The organism is Actinomadura sp. KC345, assembly GCF_004348515.1.
Taxonomy (GTDB): Bacteria; Actinomycetota; Actinomycetes; order Streptosporangiales; family Streptosporangiaceae; genus Spirillospora.
This window is the reverse complement of record NZ_SMKH01000199.1, coordinates 1-14,682: the sequence shown is the minus strand read 5'-3', so window position 1 is coordinate 14,682 and position 14,682 is coordinate 1. Positions and strand designations below refer to the sequence as shown.

The window sequence follows — 14,682 nt, the reverse complement described above, 5'->3', positions numbered from 1 at the left end:
GGTGGACGCCGTGCTCGCGGTCGGGGGGAGCGGTGGGTCGTCGATCGCGGCGCGGGCCGTGCGGGATCTGCCGATCGGGCTGCCGAAGCTGATCGTCTCCACGATGGCCGCCGGGGACGTGGCGCCGTACGTGGGCGCCAAGGACGTGACGATGATGTACAGCGTCGCGGACATCGCGGGCGTCAACCGGGTGACGCGGCGGGTCCTCGGGAACGCGGCGGCCGCGGCGGCCGGGATGGCGAAGGCGTACGCCGAGGCGCGGGCGGCGCCTTCGGTGGACGAGCGGCCCGTGGTCGCGGCCTCGATGTTCGGGGTGACGACCCCGGCGGTGGACGCGGCGCGGGAGCGGCTGGAGGAGCTGGGCTACGAGGTCCTCGTGTTCCACGCGACCGGTGCCGGGGGCCGCGCGATGGAAGGGCTCGTGGAGAGCGGGCTCCTGGCCGGAGTGCTGGATCTGACCACGACCGAGCTGGCCGACGACCTGGTCGGCGGTGTCCTGTCGGCCGGGCCCGAGCGGCTCACGGCGGCGGGGCGGCACGGGGTCCCGCAGGTGGTGGCGCCCGGCGCCTTGGACATGGTCAACTTCGGGCCGCGCGAGACCGTCCCGGAGCGGTTCGCGGGGCGCAACCTCTACGTCCACAACCCGACCGTGACGCTGATGCGGACGACGCCGGAGGAGATGGCGGAGCTGGGGCGGAGGGTCGCGGCGAAACTGGCGGACGCGACCGGGCCGACCGTGCTGTTCGTCCCGCTCGGTGGCGTGTCGGCGCTCGACGCTCCGGGGATGCAGTTCCATGACCCGGCGGCGGACGAGGCGTGCTTCGCGGAGTTGGAGGGCGCGGTGGAGACGGAGAGAGTCGACGTGAACATCAACGATCCGGTGTTCGGCCGGGCGATGGCCGACCGGCTGCACCAGATGATCTCGGGGGGATCGCAGTGAAGCGGGCGACCGTTCTGGAGCGGCTGCGGGCCGCGGTCGGGGAGGGCAAGCCCGTCATCGGTGCGGGCGCGGGGACCGGGCTGTCCGCCAAGTGCGCGGAGGCGGGCGGTGTCGACCTCATCATCATCTACAACTCCGGCCGCTACCGGATGGCGGGACGCGGGTCGCTGGCCGGGCTGCTCCCGTACGGGGACGCGAACCAGATCGTGGTGGAGATGGCGTCCGAGGTGCTGCCCGTCGTGAAGGACACGGCCGTGCTGGCGGGCGTGTGCGGCACCGACCCTTTCCGGGTGATGCCCGTCTTCCTCGACCAGCTCAAGGCGATGGGCTTCGCGGGCGTGCAGAACTTCCCGACCGTGGGGCTCTACGACGGGGTGTTCCGGCAGAACCTCGAAGAGACCGGCATGGGGTACGAGCTGGAAGTCGAGATGGTGCGGCTCGCGCACGAACGCGACATGGTCACCGCCCCGTACGTGTTCGACGAGGACCAGGCGCGGGCGATGGCGGAGGCGGGCGCCGACGTCCTCGTCCCGCACGTCGGGCTCACCACCAAGGGCAGCATCGGCGCGGGCACGGCCCTGACGCTGGACGAGGCGGTCGAGCGGGTGCAGGCCATGCGGGACGCCGCGGCCGCCGTCCGTCCCGGGGTCCTGGTGCTCTGCCACGGAGGCCCGATCGCCGAACCGGACGACGCGTCCTACGTGCTCTCGCGGACCGAGGGCGTCGTGGGCTTCTTCGGCGCCTCCTCGGTCGAACGCCTGCCGACCGAGAAGGCCATCACGCAGCAGGTGGCCGCCTTCAAGAACCTGGAGATCTGAATGCTCGTCAATCCCGGTGACGTGACGACGATGGCCTTCGACTGGGGGTCGATCAAGTGGTTCGTCACGCCGTCGTCCGTGCCCGGTGCGAGCAGCACGCTGGGGGAGGTCATCGTCAACCCGGGCAAGGGGCACGCGCGGCACAACCATCCGGGCGCCGAGGAGGTGATCTACGTGATCTCCGGCGAGGCGACGCAGATGGTGGACGACGGCGAGCCGTTCCCGATCCGTGAGGGCGACGCCGTCCACATCCCGAAGGGCGTCTGGCATTCGACGTTCAACACGACCTGGCGTCCGCTGCGGCTGATCGTCACCTACACGCCGGGCGGCGAGGAGAAGGCGCTGGAGGGCGCACCGGACCTCTGCCTGCACGAGCCCGGCGCGGTGCCGGAATGGCGCCAGGCCTAGGCACGGGACCAGGCGTCCAGGCCCTCTTCGGTCAGGATGACGTCGAAGGCGGCGTCGGCCGCGCCGATGAGCGGGGCCTGCGGGCCGAGCGGCGACGGCAGGACGGGCGGCGGATCCGCCCGGCGGTAGCGCATCAGGGCTGAGAGGTAGCCGTCCTCCAGGAGCGCGGGTGCCGTCGCCGCCAGGTCGAGGGCCAGGCCTGAGAGGGTGACGACCTCCGGGTCCAGGCCGTTGACCAGGGCGCCGATGCCCCGTCCCAGCGCTTGGGCGGCGCGTGCGACGGCGTCCCCGGCCGCGGGGTCGGAGGACGCGGACGCGATGATCTCGCCGGCGGCGGTGCGCGGGTCCGGGGGCGAGGGACGGCCGAGCGCGCGGGCCATGGCGCCGCCGTCCACCTCCATGCCCCAGCAGCCGCGGGCGCCGCACGGGCATTCCAGCGCGGGATCGCCGAAGGGCATGTGCCCGAACTCGCCGCCCGCGCCGGTCGCGCCGTCCGCCGGGCGTCCCTCCACGACGAGGATCCCGCCGACGCCGACCTCGACCATCAGGTGCAGGACGGTCCGCGCCGCCGCCCCCGCGCCGCGCCTGGCGTCGGCGAGCCCGGCGAGGGTCGCGTCGTTGCCGACGAGGAGCGGGATGCCCGGCGGCTGGAGCGGCCCGAGGCCGACGTCGCGCCAGCCCAGGCCGGACGCCTGGACGATCGTCGTCCGGCTGACGGTGCCGGCGACGCAGGCCGACACCGCGCGGACGCGGCCGCCGTAGTGGGCATGGAGCGCGGACACGCGCGCGGCCAGTGTCCCGACCAGCCGGGACGAGCCGGAGTGGCGGCCGGCGTCCTCGGTGACGATCCGGCCGCCGAGCTCGACGCAGGCGACCCGCCATTCCTCGTGGCCGATGTCGACGACGCAGACCAGCGGGCCGTCCGGGTGGGCGGTCAGCGCGGGGGAGGGCCGGCCGCGCCCGCCGGTGCGGGGCGGCGCGGTCTCCTCGACCAGCCGCGCCGCCTTGAGCCGGCTCGTGATCTCGGTGGCGGAACCGCTGCTCAGCCCGAGCGCGCGTGCGGCGTCCGCCCTGGTCGCGGACGGGTGCGCGTGGACGTGGCGGAGCACCGCCAGCGCTCCCTGGCTGCGCAGGGCCCGTGCCGAGTGCGCGGTCTTCGGCTGCATTGTGACATCCTCGCCGTTCTCGATTATCCTCGTTGAACGAGCATAATAAGGGGGGGTGGACATGAGCGAGGCGGCGGTCCTGCGGCGGACGTCTTCGACCTACGGCCTGTACCTGACGCTCGGCTGCCTCGGCTACATGCTGACGGCGCTCGGCGCGATCCTGCCGGAACTGCGCGAGGAGCGCGGGCTCCCGCGCGCCGAGGTGGCGCTCTACCCGTCGGCGTTCGCGCTCGGGCTCGTCGTCGTCGGCCTCGTCGGGCACCGGCTCGCGGGGCGGCTCGGGGGGCTGGCACTGCCCGCGGCCCTGGTCGCGCTGGTCGGCGGCGCCGCGATCATCGCCGTCACCGGGGGGCGGCTCGGGACCGCGTCCGGCGCGCTGGTCCTCGGGCTCGGCGGCGCGGGGCTCGTCCAGCTCATCCCGGCCGCGCTGCGCACCCTGCACGGCGGGGATGGAACGGTCCCGATCGGGGAGGCGAACGCGGTGTCGAGCACCGCGTCCATCCTGTCGCCGGTGCTCATCGGCGCCGCGCTCGCCCAGGGGCTCGGGTGGCGGTTCGCGTTCGCCGTGCCGCCGCTGGCGCTGGCCGCCGTCCTGCTGCTCACGCGGCGGGCCGTGGCGCCGGTGGCGCGCGAGGACGCCGTGCCGGCGGCGGGGGAGCGGACCCCGCGCACCTTCGTGAGCCGCTGGTCCGACCTCGTGCTCGCCGTCGGCGTCGAGTTCTGCATGGTCTTCTGGGCGGCCGACTTCCTCCGGTCGGTCAAGGACCTCGGCTCCGGCTCCGCGACGACGTTCTCGGCGGCGTTCCTGGTGGGCATGGCGGTGGCACGGGCGGTGTCCGGGCCGGTCCTGCGCGCGGTGGGAGGGGCCGACCGGCTCCTCGCCGCGGCCGCGGCGGTCGGCGTCGCCGGGTTCGCGGTCCTGTGGACGGCGCCCGCCCCGTTCGCGGTCGCCGGGCTGCTGGTGGTCGGGCTCGGCGTCGCGCTCCTCTACCCGGTCATCCTGGCGCAGGCGCTCGCGGCGTGGCCGTCGCAGCCCGTCCGGGCCGCCGCCCGCTGCGCCCTCGCGTCCGGGGTGGCGATCGGCGTCGCGCCGCTCGTCCTCGGGACGCTCGCCGACCTCACCACGCTGCGCGCCGCCGTCTTCGTCGTCCCCGCGCTGCTGCTGGCCCTCCTCGTCCGCTGCGGATGGCGCCTCAGGACGGAGGGTCAGGCCACCTTGCCCCGGACGTAGACCCAGTCGCCGTCATGCCGGACGAACCGGCTGACCTCGTGCAGTTCCCCGGGGACCGAGCCCTCCAGGTAGTGGGCGCGGAACTCCACCGTCCCCTTGTCGTCCCCGGGGCCGCCGTTCTCCTCCCGGACGATCTCCAGCCGCACCCACCGCGTCCCGGAGTCGAAGCCGATCCGCTCCGGCCGCGTCGCGGGATGCCAGCTCTTCAGCAGGTACGTCTCGTCCCGCTCCGCGAACGCGCTGAACCGCGACCGCATCAGCTCGCCGGCGGTCTCCGCCCGCCCCTCACCGCGATGCAGCCGTCCGCAACAGTCCCGGTACCGGGGGCCGGCGCCGCATGGACACTTCTTCGCCACACCCCGATTCTGCCCTGCCGCCGCCCGTCAGGAGTCGCCGGTGATGACGCTGACGCCGCTGAAGTGCGGGACCTCGGGCTCCGGCCGGTCGGGGCGCCACCGCGAGCACGACACCACTCCGGGCTCCACCAGGCTCGTTCCCGCGAAGAGCCTCTCGATCTCCTCCGGGGACCGCGCGCGGATGGGCGTTCCGCCGCGGTCCATGACCTCCTGGACCGCCCGCCGCATGGCCTCGCCGTCCAACTCGTCGGTCGTGGCGTCGCAGGTGTGGGAGAGGACCAGGTGGCTGCCCGGAGCGAGCCTGCTCACCAGGCGCGCGACGATCTGCTCCGCCTCGCCGTCGTCCAGGATGTGGTTCAGCACCCCGAGCAGCATCAGCCCCACGGGCCGGTCGAGGTCCAGCGTGCGGGACGCGGCGGACAGGACCGGCTCCGTGTCGCGGATGTCGGCCTCGATGTAGTCGCACGCACCTTCGGGGGAGGTGCGCAGCAGGGACCGGGCGTGGGTGAGCACGAGCGGGTCGTTGTCGACGTAGACGATCCGGGACGACGGCGCGACGCGCTGCGCGACGTCGTGGGTGTTGTCGGCCGTGGGGAGGCCCGCCCCGAGATCGAGGAACTGCCGGACCCCCCGCGTGATCAGGAAGCGCACCGCGCGGCCGAGGAACGCCCGGTCCTGCCTCGCCGAGACGGCGATCCCCGGCAGTACCCGCAGGACGGCGTCGCCGGCCTCGCGGTCCGCGGGGTAGTTCTCCCTCCCGCCGAGCCAGTAGTCCCAGACGCGCGCCGAATGCGGCACGCTGGTGTCGATCTCCGGCCGCTGTTCGTTCGGCATCGATGGCCTCCTCTGGACGGCGCTGACCGTCCTCATCATTCCCCGGCGCGGACGCCGAACCGTCGCACCGCGGCCGCGCGCCCGGCCGGAAACGCGCCACCGGTCTTGCCCGCCGTCGGATGCGGGGTTACCGTGCCCATTAGTTGATAGGAAAGTTTCCTGTCAGATGGAGTCCGTATGCCCCGCTCCCCTCCATCCCCCGTGCACACGGCGCGCCGAACTCTGACCACCCCGACGCAAGGACCCCCCGCATGAACAGAACCAGGCGCAGGCTCGCCGCCGCCGTGACGGGCCTCGGAATCGCTCCCTTCATCTCCGTCCTCCTTCCCGCGTCCGCCGCCCTCGCCCACGGCTACGTCTCCGCACCGATGAGCCGGCAGGCCCAGTGCGCGGCCGGCGTCGTCGAGTGCGGCGCGATCAAGTGGGAGCCGCAGAGCGTCGAAGGGCCGAAGGGCCTGCGCAGCTGCAGCGGCGGAAACGCACGGTTCAGCGAACTCGACGACGACGGGAAGGGCTGGCAGGCCACCCCGGTCGGCAACTCGGTCACCTTCACCTGGACGTTCACCGTCAGGCACCGCACGGCCAACTACGAGTACTACGTTGGCGGCACCCGCGTCGCGGTCGTCGACGGCAACGACCAGCAGCCTCCCGACACCGTCTCCCACACGGTCGACCTCGGCGGGGCGACCGGCCGGCAGAAGGTCCTGGCCGTCTGGAACATCGCCGACACCGGAAACGCCTTCTACGCCTGCGTCGACGTGGAAGTGCGGTGATGCCCCGGCCCGCCCCCGGTCCGCTCCCGGGGGCGGGCCGATCCCGTCCAGTGGACGGCGCCGCGGCTCACGCGTGAAGCAGCGCCGTCCCCGGATCCTCAAGGAACGACGCCACGCGCGTCAGGAACCGTGACCCGAGCTCTCCGTCGACGAGCCGGTGGTCGAAGGACAGCGCGAGGGTCGCGACCTCCCGGACCACCAGTGCGTCGCCGGCCGCCCAGGGCCGCTTCTTGATCGCCCCCATCGCCAGGATGGCGGCCTCGCCGGGGTTCAGGATCGGAGTGCCGCCGTCAACGCCGAACGCACCGATGTTGGTGATCGTGATCGTGCCGCCCGTCAGCCGGTCGGGCGGCGTCGTGCCGGTCCGGGCCTCGCCGACCAGCTCGGCGATCGCCCCGGCGAGCTCGCGCAGGCCCAGCTCGTGCGCGTCCCTGATGGCGGGGACCAGCAGCCCGCGTGACGTCGCCGCCGCGATGCCGAGGTCGACGTAGTGCTTGACCACGATCTCGCGGCGGTCCTCGTCCCAGGAGGCGTTGACTCCGGGGAAACCCCGCACCGCGAGGAGCACGGCCCGCGCGACGAGCACCAGCGGTGTCATCCGGACGTCCGACCAGGCCCGATCGGACCTCAGCCGGCGCGTCAACTCCATCGTGGCCGTGACGTCCACGGTGACCCACTCGGTCACGTGCGGGGCGGTGAACGCGGAGCGGGTCACGGCGGCCGCGGTGGCCTTGCGGACGCCCGTGACCGGCGACCGCGTCTCCCGGACCGGCGCGGCGGGCGCCGGTGCCTCCGGCTCGCGAGCGGACCTCGCCGGACGCCTGGCGTCCCACTCCTGCCTCCGGGCCCCGATCCGGATCCGCCTGGAGCCCTGCCGCCAGGGCCCGCCACCGACGAGCATCTGCGGCTCCTCCCGGCGATCCGGCTCCTCCCTTCCGGCCTCCGCCCCGGCCTCGGCGCGGTCGGGGCGGGAAGCGGTGGACGCGGGCTCCGGAGCGCTCCCCTCGCGGCTGACGCCGATCAGCGGAGCCCCCACCGGCACCGTCTCGCCCACACCGGCATGCAGCTCGGCGACGACCCCCGCGAACGGGACCGGGAGTTCCACCAGCGACTTGGCCGACTCGATCTCGACGACGACATCGTTGACCCGGACTCTGTCCCCCACGTCGACACGCCAGCCGACGATCTCGGCCTCGGTCAGGCCTTCGCCGACATCGGGCAGATGGAAGACCTGCGTTGCGCTCACGATGGCGTCTCCTCCCGGAACGGCCGCTCATGCGGACCGCGCTCACGCGGACCACGGGGACTCAGAAGTTCAGGCACTCGTCGATGGCGAGAAGGACCCGGTCGATGCCGGGCAGGAACTCCTCCTCGACCTTGGCCGGCGGGTAGGGGATGTCGTAGGCGCCGACCCGCAGGACCGGTGCCTTCAGCCGGTAGAAGCAGGACTCGGTCACGGCCGCCGCGATCTCCGCTCCCACACCGAGGAAGGCCGACGCCTCGTGCACCACCACCATGCGGCCCGTCTCGCCCGCGCAGCGGCGCAGCGTGCCGATGTCCAGGGGTGAGATCGTGCGCAGATCCACCACGCCCACCGAGACGCCGTCCTCGGCGGCGGCGTCCGCCGCGGCCAGCGCCGTGGCGACCGCCGGCCCGTGCGCGACGAGCGTGAGCTCGCTTCCCTTGCGCAGCACACGTGCCCGGTCCAGCGACGCGGGCGTGCTGCCGAGGTCGACCTCGCCCCTGTCCCAGTAGCGGCGCTTCGGCTCGAAGAAGATCACCGGGTCGTCGCAGGCGATCGCGGCCCGCAGCAACCGGTAGCCGTCGGCCGGGGTGGAGCAGGAGACGACCCGGAGTCCGGCGGTGTGGGCGAAGTAGGCCTCGTTGGACTCGCTGTGGTGCTCGACCGCGCCGATCCCGCCGCCGGCCGGGATGCGGATCACCACCGGCAGTGCCACCCGGCCCCGCGCGCGGGCGCGCATCTTGGCGAGCTGGCTGACGATCTGGTCGAACGCCGGGTAGACGAAGCCGTCGAACTGGATCTCGCAGACCGGACGGTAGCCGTGCAGGGCCAGGCCGACCGCGGTGCCGACGATGCCGGCCTCGGTCAGCGGCGTGTCCATGACCCGCTGGTCGCCGAACTCCCGCTGCAACCCGTCGGTGACGCGGAAGACCCCGCCGAGCACGCCGACGTCCTCGCCGAGGACGAGGACCCGGCCGTCCTCCCGCAGGGAGCGCCGCAGGCCCTCGTTGACGGCCCGGACCAGCGTCATCGCGGTCACGGGTCGATCTCCGAGTCGACCGCAGCGCGGAAGCGGTCGTACGCGGCCTTCTCCGCGGCCATCATCGGGTGGTGGCCTGCGTAGACATGGCCGAAGAGATCACCCAGATCCGGATCGGTCATGGCGGCGCACGCCGCCCGCGCCTGCCCGGCGATCTCCCGGGCGTCCGCGTCGACCTGGTCGAACCACGCCTGGGCCACCCCCTGGCCGCGCAGGAACGCCTCCATCCGGCTGATCGGGTCGCGCGCCCGCCACAGCGCGAGTTCGGCGTCCGGGCGGTAGCGCCGCGGGTCGTCCGACGTGCTGTGCCCGCCGATCCGGTAGGTCTCGGCCTCGACCAGGGCCGGCCCGTCGCCGCGCCGGACGCTCAGCGCGGCGGCCGCCGTGACCGCGTGGACGGCGGCCGCGTCGTTGCCGTCCACGTACCAGGCGCGCAGGCCGAACCCGGTGGCGCGCTGGTACAGCCGGCTTCCGCTCTGGCGGGAGTTCGGCGTCGAGATGGCCCACTGGTTGTTCTGGCAGATGAACAGGACGGGAAGCCCGCGGGCCGCGGCCCAGTTGAGCGCCTCGTTCACATCGCCCTGGCTGGCGGCGCCGTCGCCGAAGTAGGTGGCGACCACCGTGTCCTGACCTGACAGGATGCAGCCCATCGCGTATCCCGTGGCATGGAGCGTCTGGGCGCCCAGCACGAGCGTGTAGAAGTGGAACGCGTGCGCGGACGGCTCCCATCCGGCGTGGGCCACGCCTCGCCACTGGGCGAGCAACTGCGAGGGCGTGATGCCCCGGCACAGCGCCGCGGCGTGCTCGCGGTAGCTCGGGAAGACGTGGTCGTCCGGACGGAGCGCCCGGATGGAGCCGACCTGCGCGGCCTCCTGCCCGAGGCTCTCCAGCCACAGGCCGAGTTCCCCCTGCCGCTGGAGCGCGACCGCCTCGCGGTCGAGGCCGCGTGCCAGGCTCATGTCCCGGAACAGGGTCATCGCGAGTTCGCGATCCACCCCGTGCGCCTCTCCGAGGGGGGTCAGGCGGCCTTCGGGCGTGACGAACTGGGTCATCGGGATCGGCTCCGCCGCGGGCGCCGGCTCGACCGGCGTGCGCGGAGCGGGGCCGGCGCCATCGGCCGGTACCGGTGTCCGGATCATCGTGCCCGCTCAGCCCGCGGGCGTCCGGGCGGGCGCCTCCGGCCAGCGGAACACCTGGCCGGCGTAGGACAGGCCGCCGCCGAACCCGAAGACGAGGGTCGGGGCGCCCGCAGGAACGCGGCCCGCCTCGGCGAGTTTCGACAGTGCGAGGGGGATGCTCGCCGCGGAGGTGTTGCCCGACTCCACCAGGTCGGTGGCCACGACCGCGTTGATGGCGCCGAGCTGGGCGGCCAGCTTCTCGATGATCCGCAGGTTCGCCTGGTGGAACACCACGGCGCCCAGGTCGGCGGGCGCGATCCCGGCGCGGTCGCAGGTCTCACGGGCGAGCCGCGAGATCTCGGTGACGGTCCACCGGTAGACCGCCGCCCCGTCCTGGGCGAAGAGCGGGGGGCTCCCCTCGATGGTGATGGCCCGTGACTTCTCCAGGTCCGACCCCCACACGGCCGGGCCGATCTCCGGGGTGTCCGCCCGTCCGATCATCGCGGCCCCCGCGCCGTCCCCGATCAGGACGCTGGTCGTCCGGTCGTCCCAGTCGACGACCTCGCTGAGCTTGTCGGCTCCGATCGCCAGCGCGTTCCGGGCCACCCCGGCGCGGACGGCGTGATCGGCGATGGTGAGCGCGTGGGTGAAGCCCGAGCAGGCCGTGTTCACGTCGATGACGGCGGGGTTCGCGAGGCCGAGGCCGGCCGCGACGCGCGCGGCCATGTTGGGAGTGCGGTTGATCGCCGTGCAGGTCGCGACCACGACCATGTCCACCGATTCCGGCGGTACGCGGCTGTTGTCCAGCGCGTCCGCCGCCGCGCGGCCCGCCATCCGGTCGACGGTCTCGTCCGCCGCGGCGATGCGCCTGCTCCGGATCCCGACCCGGCGCGTGATCCATTCATCGCTGGTGTCGAGCCGCGCGGCGAGATCGTCATTGGTCAGTTCGGCGGTCGGCTGGTAGTGGCCGAAGGCCAGTATTCGTGAACCGCCCATCATGGGAACTCCTTGCTGACGTTGATCGGGTAGACCGGTAAGAATCGTCGGAGGTGCTCAGCTGCGGTTATCGAGGCACCGCCTTGTCCCCGGCCTCCTCGCCGTGGCGATGGCCTGGAATCCGTGCAGCGCCGGCACCTCGACGATCAGCCGCTTGTCCAGCCGTCCGTGGCGTTCGCGCGCCGCGGCGTGCTGCCGGATCAGAGCTGAGAACTCGCCGGTCAGTCGCTGCCGGCCTTGGAGAACGCCCCGGCGCCACATGGCGTCGCGGTCGGCCAGCGTGAGATGTCCTCCCTTGAGCGATCCGAAATCGGTTTCCGGCGTGACGTCGAAGCGGACGACCCTGCCGAACGGCATGCGCCGCGAATCACGGCGCCGCTGCTGCGGGCCGCCCTGGCGCCGGTTCTGGGCCAGCCTCGGATTGAGGAGCGGCAGGGGAGGCACACGGCCGTCGTTGAACAGGCTCGGCTGGTTGTCTATGTGGCCGCCGTCGATGAGGAACACGAGCTGGCGGGACCGGGGGTCCTGGAGCACCGTGGGGAGGCACGCGGGCCACTGGCTCATCGAGACCCTGGCCCAGAAGGCGGGACTGTGGTCGTCGATCTCGTTCTTCAGCCAGGGCAGATGCTCTCCGACGGTGTCGGGCACCCATACCGGCCGGAACGTCCGGAGTGGGAACTGCCGGCCGTAGAAGGCCCACCGGAAGGCGCGGTGGATGAATTCCGGATCGCGCAGCTGGCGCTCTGTGCACCGCGCCGGGTAGGGCTTGGCCGTGCGCCACAGGGAAACGCAGATCCCGGCGCGGTGGGAGACGTCGGCGGGAGCGGCGTCCCCCGGCTCGTAACGCAGGTCGCGAAAGGTCTCGACGCCCGCCCAGGCCAGCCAGGCGGCCATCCAGTCCTCCACCTCGGTCATGTCGTAGACGCCGCCGAGGTCGAGGTTCCTGCGCTCGAACCAGCGAAGACCGTCCGCCGGCTTGAGGATCTTGTGGCTCGGGGCCGCGGCGTTCATGACGCGGCGCCAGTACCTGCTGATGCCGGCCGCGGCCGCGATTCCCGGAATCGCGCCGCCCGAGGTGACGTCCCAGCGCACGGGGTCGCCGATCCGCTCCAGCACGTCGGCGATGCCGGTCTGCCAGCTGGCCCGGAAACCGCTGGACCCCAGCACCGCGATGAACGGGGTCCGGCCCGCGGGGTTCTCGTCCCGCACGTGCGCCTGGTCCCGCGGGGGCCTCTCCCAGAGACGGCCGAGCGAGTCGGAACCCGGATAACTGAATTCGTTCGCGGTCCGGTGATCGTCCAGCACAGGAGCCACTCTCTTTCCAATGATGATTCCGCACGCTCTCCGCTTTCGCGGAGTCCACCGCCGGTGAGGCCATTGTCGAAGGGGTGAGATCCGCTTGGCCTGAAAGTCGCCCAGACGTCGGCGAGAAAGGTGGGCCACCGTTATGGGCGGTACCTGTCGCCGATTTTCGAGCGTGCTCGGACTCCCCTTGAGGTTCCTGTCATGGTCGAAGGATCAGAACAAACGAACTGGAATTTAGCGGATCCGGGGAGGGGGATCAAGGTGCACGCTGTGCAATTCTGAATTCCATGTGTGCACGGTGCTCAAGTGGCCGTGCCGAGGGGAGGCGGGTGGTCGCCGATGCTGGGCAGGCGCCACCGGCCGCACGCTTGCGGTGATGTTTGTCCAGGTCGTCGCCTGATGCCGGGGCGTGCGCCCGCTGCGGACCGCCGACCCGGCCGCATCTCCTTCCTGACAGGAAGCTGACAGATCGACGGACGGGAATTCAGGGCGGTCTTTTCGATAAAGGTCGCCCTCCGGTGGAACCGGCTTCGGTCGCAGTGCGTCCCTCAACAGGGGAGAAACCGCTGGAGGAGTGCCGTGTCCACAACCGACGTGTTCGACGAGTTGCTTCGCCATCTGAGGCGATCTCTATCGCAGGGAACGGATCCCGGTCCGCGGAAGCTGATGGATTGGCTGCATCAGCGAATCGGCGCGGTCGTCGTCCTTGCGGACGGTGAGGGCGAGATCGCGTTGTCCAGCGGCGAGTTCCCGGAGGACGCCATGGCGGCCCTCCGGCCACTATTGCGCGATTTGTCCAATGAGAGGCTGGGGGCGGCCGCCGCGCAGGTGGGCTCGCTGCATGTGCGTTGCGAGGCGCTGGGGCGGGGGGCGTCGCGCCCGGTGCTGGTGGTGGCGGGTTCGTCGCCGCTCACGGGCGAGGCGGTCATGCTGGCGTCCCACACCGCCACCGTGCTGGACGCCCTGCGGCGCATCGGTTCCTCCAACGCCCTGGTCACCCGGCACGCGCGCGTGACGAACCGGATGCGAGTGGCGATCTTCACGGCCCTGATGGTCGGCGATCCGGCACTGGCCCGCCGGATGACGGCCGACGCCGTCCCGCCGCTGCTGGAGGCCGACCGCCTGCGGGTCCTCGTGCTGCGCTGCCCGTCGGGCGACCGCGCCCGGCTGGCCGAGACCCGCCAGGACCGGTTCGGGTATCACGGCCGCGGCCTGCTGCTGCACTGCCCCGTCTACGACGACCACCTCATCTGCCTGACCGCCGAAGACGAGGACGAAAAGGACGAAGGCGGGGACGGCGCCCTGGAACCGCTGCTGCGTTCCTGGGTACGGGACAACCCGGCCTACGCGCTGGGCATCAGTGCCGTGCACCCCCTGCACGCGACCGAGGCGGCCTATGACCAGGCCCGGCATGCCCTGGCGGTCGCCCGCCACGTCCCCGACCGGATCGCCGTCTACCGCGGTCAGGCGACACTGGCCCGGTTGCTCCCCCGCGACGACGCTCTCGCCTGGGCACAGCACGTCCTGCAGCCGATGGGCCTGGCGCCCCGGCTCACGGTCGAGGTCCTGCGCCTGTCCCTGGCGCTCCCACGCTCGGGCGTGGCTCGCCTGCTGGGCATCAGCCGCAACACCGTGAACGCCCACCTGCGGCGCGCCGAAAATCTCCTGGGCGTGGACCTGCAAGGCACCTGCGGCCGCGCCCAGATCACCCTGGCCCTGGCCATCACCGATCCACCGCCACCCCACACCGGCACCACGCCGGGCGAGCGCGGACCGGCGCCGTCCCTGGCCCGTCTGCTGTCCAACGAGGTGGCCGTCACCTGGGCGCACAACTTCCTCAAGCCCCTTCGGGACGGCGGGAACCTCACCGTCTACGAGACCGTGCGCCACTGGGTCCAAGCCGATACCGACGCCCAGCGCACCGCCCGCGACATGGGAATCAGCCGCAACACCGTCCGCGCCCGGCTGCGCGTCGCCGAACGGCGGCTGAGTCTCGACCTGCTGGTTCCAAGCCCCGGAATCCACGACCTCGTCCACGCGCTGCGCATCATCGGCAACGCACCCGATCAGTCACCGCCCGGCGGCGGACGGGCGTACCCGGATCAGGAATCACGGGAGATCCACGAAGAGGGCTGTTTACCGCTGTGATCTCCGGATTCGCCGTGGCCGGGCGCAGGCCGGGTGCGCTTTGCCGTGGCGCCCGCACTGACGCCGCGGTAGGTGGGACCCCGGGGAGAGAAGCCCGTGGTGACGTCGCACCGGAGCGCTTAGCGGATTGTTAGCGGGCTCGGGGATGCTGATCAACAGCGGTCCGGGACCGCTGCCGCGGCATCGGCGTGCCGCGTGGCGGGCCTGCCGGCCGAAGACGCTGCGGCCGACGGCCGCCGGGTACCGGCCGCCCCTCAGTTCTCGCGGCACAGGGAGCGACGCCATGACCAGTGACCCCGCCCCACCC

14 protein-coding genes are annotated in these 14,682 nt (G+C 72.6%); 6 read left to right on the top strand and 8 right to left on the bottom strand.

Features of this window, described 5'->3' with window-relative positions; all coding sequences use genetic code 11:
- The 3 genes from E1281_RS27130 to E1281_RS27120 form a co-directional block, all read left to right on the top strand.
- On the top strand, nt 1-940 hold a 940-nt coding region (locus E1281_RS27130; protein ID WP_131882549.1), incomplete at its 5' end, for a Tm-1-like ATP-binding domain-containing protein.
- Entirely contained in the window at nt 931-1,758 is an 828-nt protein-coding gene (locus E1281_RS27125; RefSeq protein WP_347813313.1) for a phosphoenolpyruvate hydrolase family protein, read from the top strand. The genes E1281_RS27130 and E1281_RS27125, both read left to right, overlap by 10 nt.
- On the top strand, nt 1,759-2,166 hold the full coding sequence (locus E1281_RS27120) for a cupin domain-containing protein (RefSeq protein ID WP_131882547.1): 408 nt from the start codon (nt 1,759-1,761) through the stop codon (nt 2,164-2,166).
- Here E1281_RS27120 and E1281_RS27115 read toward each other — a convergent pair.
- Nucleotides 2,163-3,332: an ROK family transcriptional regulator gene (locus E1281_RS27115; protein WP_131882546.1), complete on the bottom strand. Its 1,170-nt coding sequence runs from the start codon at nt 3,330-3,332 to the stop codon at nt 2,163-2,165. The two genes, E1281_RS27120 and E1281_RS27115, sit on opposite strands and share 4 nt — an antisense overlap.
- 61 nt (nt 3,333-3,393) lie before the next feature.
- Between E1281_RS27115 and E1281_RS27110 the strand changes: the two genes are divergently transcribed.
- Nucleotides 3,394-4,563, top strand: coding sequence for an MFS transporter (locus E1281_RS27110; RefSeq protein ID WP_131882545.1), 1,170 nt, complete (start codon nt 3,394-3,396; stop codon nt 4,561-4,563).
- Here E1281_RS27110 and E1281_RS27105 read toward each other — a convergent pair.
- Nucleotides 4,539-4,919 (bottom strand): YchJ family metal-binding protein, encoded by a 381-nt coding sequence (locus E1281_RS27105; RefSeq protein WP_131882544.1) that lies wholly within the window; start codon nt 4,917-4,919, stop codon nt 4,539-4,541. The genes E1281_RS27110 and E1281_RS27105 overlap by 25 nt on opposite strands.
- A gap of 27 nt (nt 4,920-4,946) precedes the next feature.
- Nucleotides 4,947-5,753 carry an SAM-dependent methyltransferase gene (locus tag E1281_RS27100; RefSeq protein WP_131882543.1) on the bottom strand — a complete coding sequence of 269 codons (807 nt, stop codon included), beginning with the start codon at nt 5,751-5,753 and terminating at the stop codon, nt 4,947-4,949.
- Between the two features lie 251 nt (nt 5,754-6,004).
- On the opposite strand from E1281_RS27100, the gene E1281_RS27095 reads away from it, so the two are divergent.
- On the top strand, nt 6,005-6,526 hold the full coding sequence (locus tag E1281_RS27095) for a lytic polysaccharide monooxygenase auxiliary activity family 9 protein (protein ID WP_131882542.1): 522 nt from the start codon (nt 6,005-6,007) through the stop codon (nt 6,524-6,526).
- A gap of 67 nt (nt 6,527-6,593) precedes the next feature.
- Here the strand turns inward: E1281_RS27095 and E1281_RS27090 are convergent, their stop codons facing one another.
- From E1281_RS27090 to E1281_RS27070, 5 genes are all read right to left on the bottom strand, one after another.
- Nucleotides 6,594-7,772, bottom strand: coding sequence for a dihydrolipoamide acetyltransferase family protein (locus tag E1281_RS27090; RefSeq protein ID WP_131882541.1), 1,179 nt, complete (start codon nt 7,770-7,772; stop codon nt 6,594-6,596).
- A 61-nt stretch (nt 7,773-7,833) separates the two neighbouring features.
- Nucleotides 7,834-8,808: an alpha-ketoacid dehydrogenase subunit beta gene (locus tag E1281_RS27085; RefSeq protein WP_131882540.1), complete on the bottom strand. Its 975-nt coding sequence runs from the start codon at nt 8,806-8,808 to the stop codon at nt 7,834-7,836.
- Nucleotides 8,805-9,860 carry a thiamine pyrophosphate-dependent enzyme gene (locus E1281_RS27080; protein WP_131882539.1) on the bottom strand — a complete coding sequence of 352 codons (1,056 nt, stop codon included), beginning with the start codon at nt 9,858-9,860 and terminating at the stop codon, nt 8,805-8,807. The genes E1281_RS27085 and E1281_RS27080 overlap by 4 nt, the downstream gene beginning before the upstream one ends.
- Nucleotides 9,861-9,956: 96 nt before the next feature.
- Nucleotides 9,957-10,922, bottom strand: coding sequence for a beta-ketoacyl-ACP synthase III (locus E1281_RS27075; protein ID WP_131882550.1), 966 nt, complete (start codon nt 10,920-10,922; stop codon nt 9,957-9,959).
- Between the two features lie 57 nt (nt 10,923-10,979).
- Complete coding sequence (locus E1281_RS27070) at nt 10,980-12,236, bottom strand: hypothetical protein (RefSeq protein ID WP_165959123.1); 1,257 nt, start codon at nt 12,234-12,236, stop codon at nt 10,980-10,982.
- A 657-nt stretch (nt 12,237-12,893) separates the two neighbouring features.
- On the opposite strand from E1281_RS27070, the gene E1281_RS27065 reads away from it, so the two are divergent.
- Nucleotides 12,894-14,375, top strand: a complete 1,482-nt coding sequence (locus E1281_RS27065) for a helix-turn-helix domain-containing protein (protein ID WP_131882537.1) — start codon at nt 12,894-12,896, stop codon at nt 14,373-14,375.
- Nucleotides 14,376-14,682: the final 307 nt, after the last annotated feature.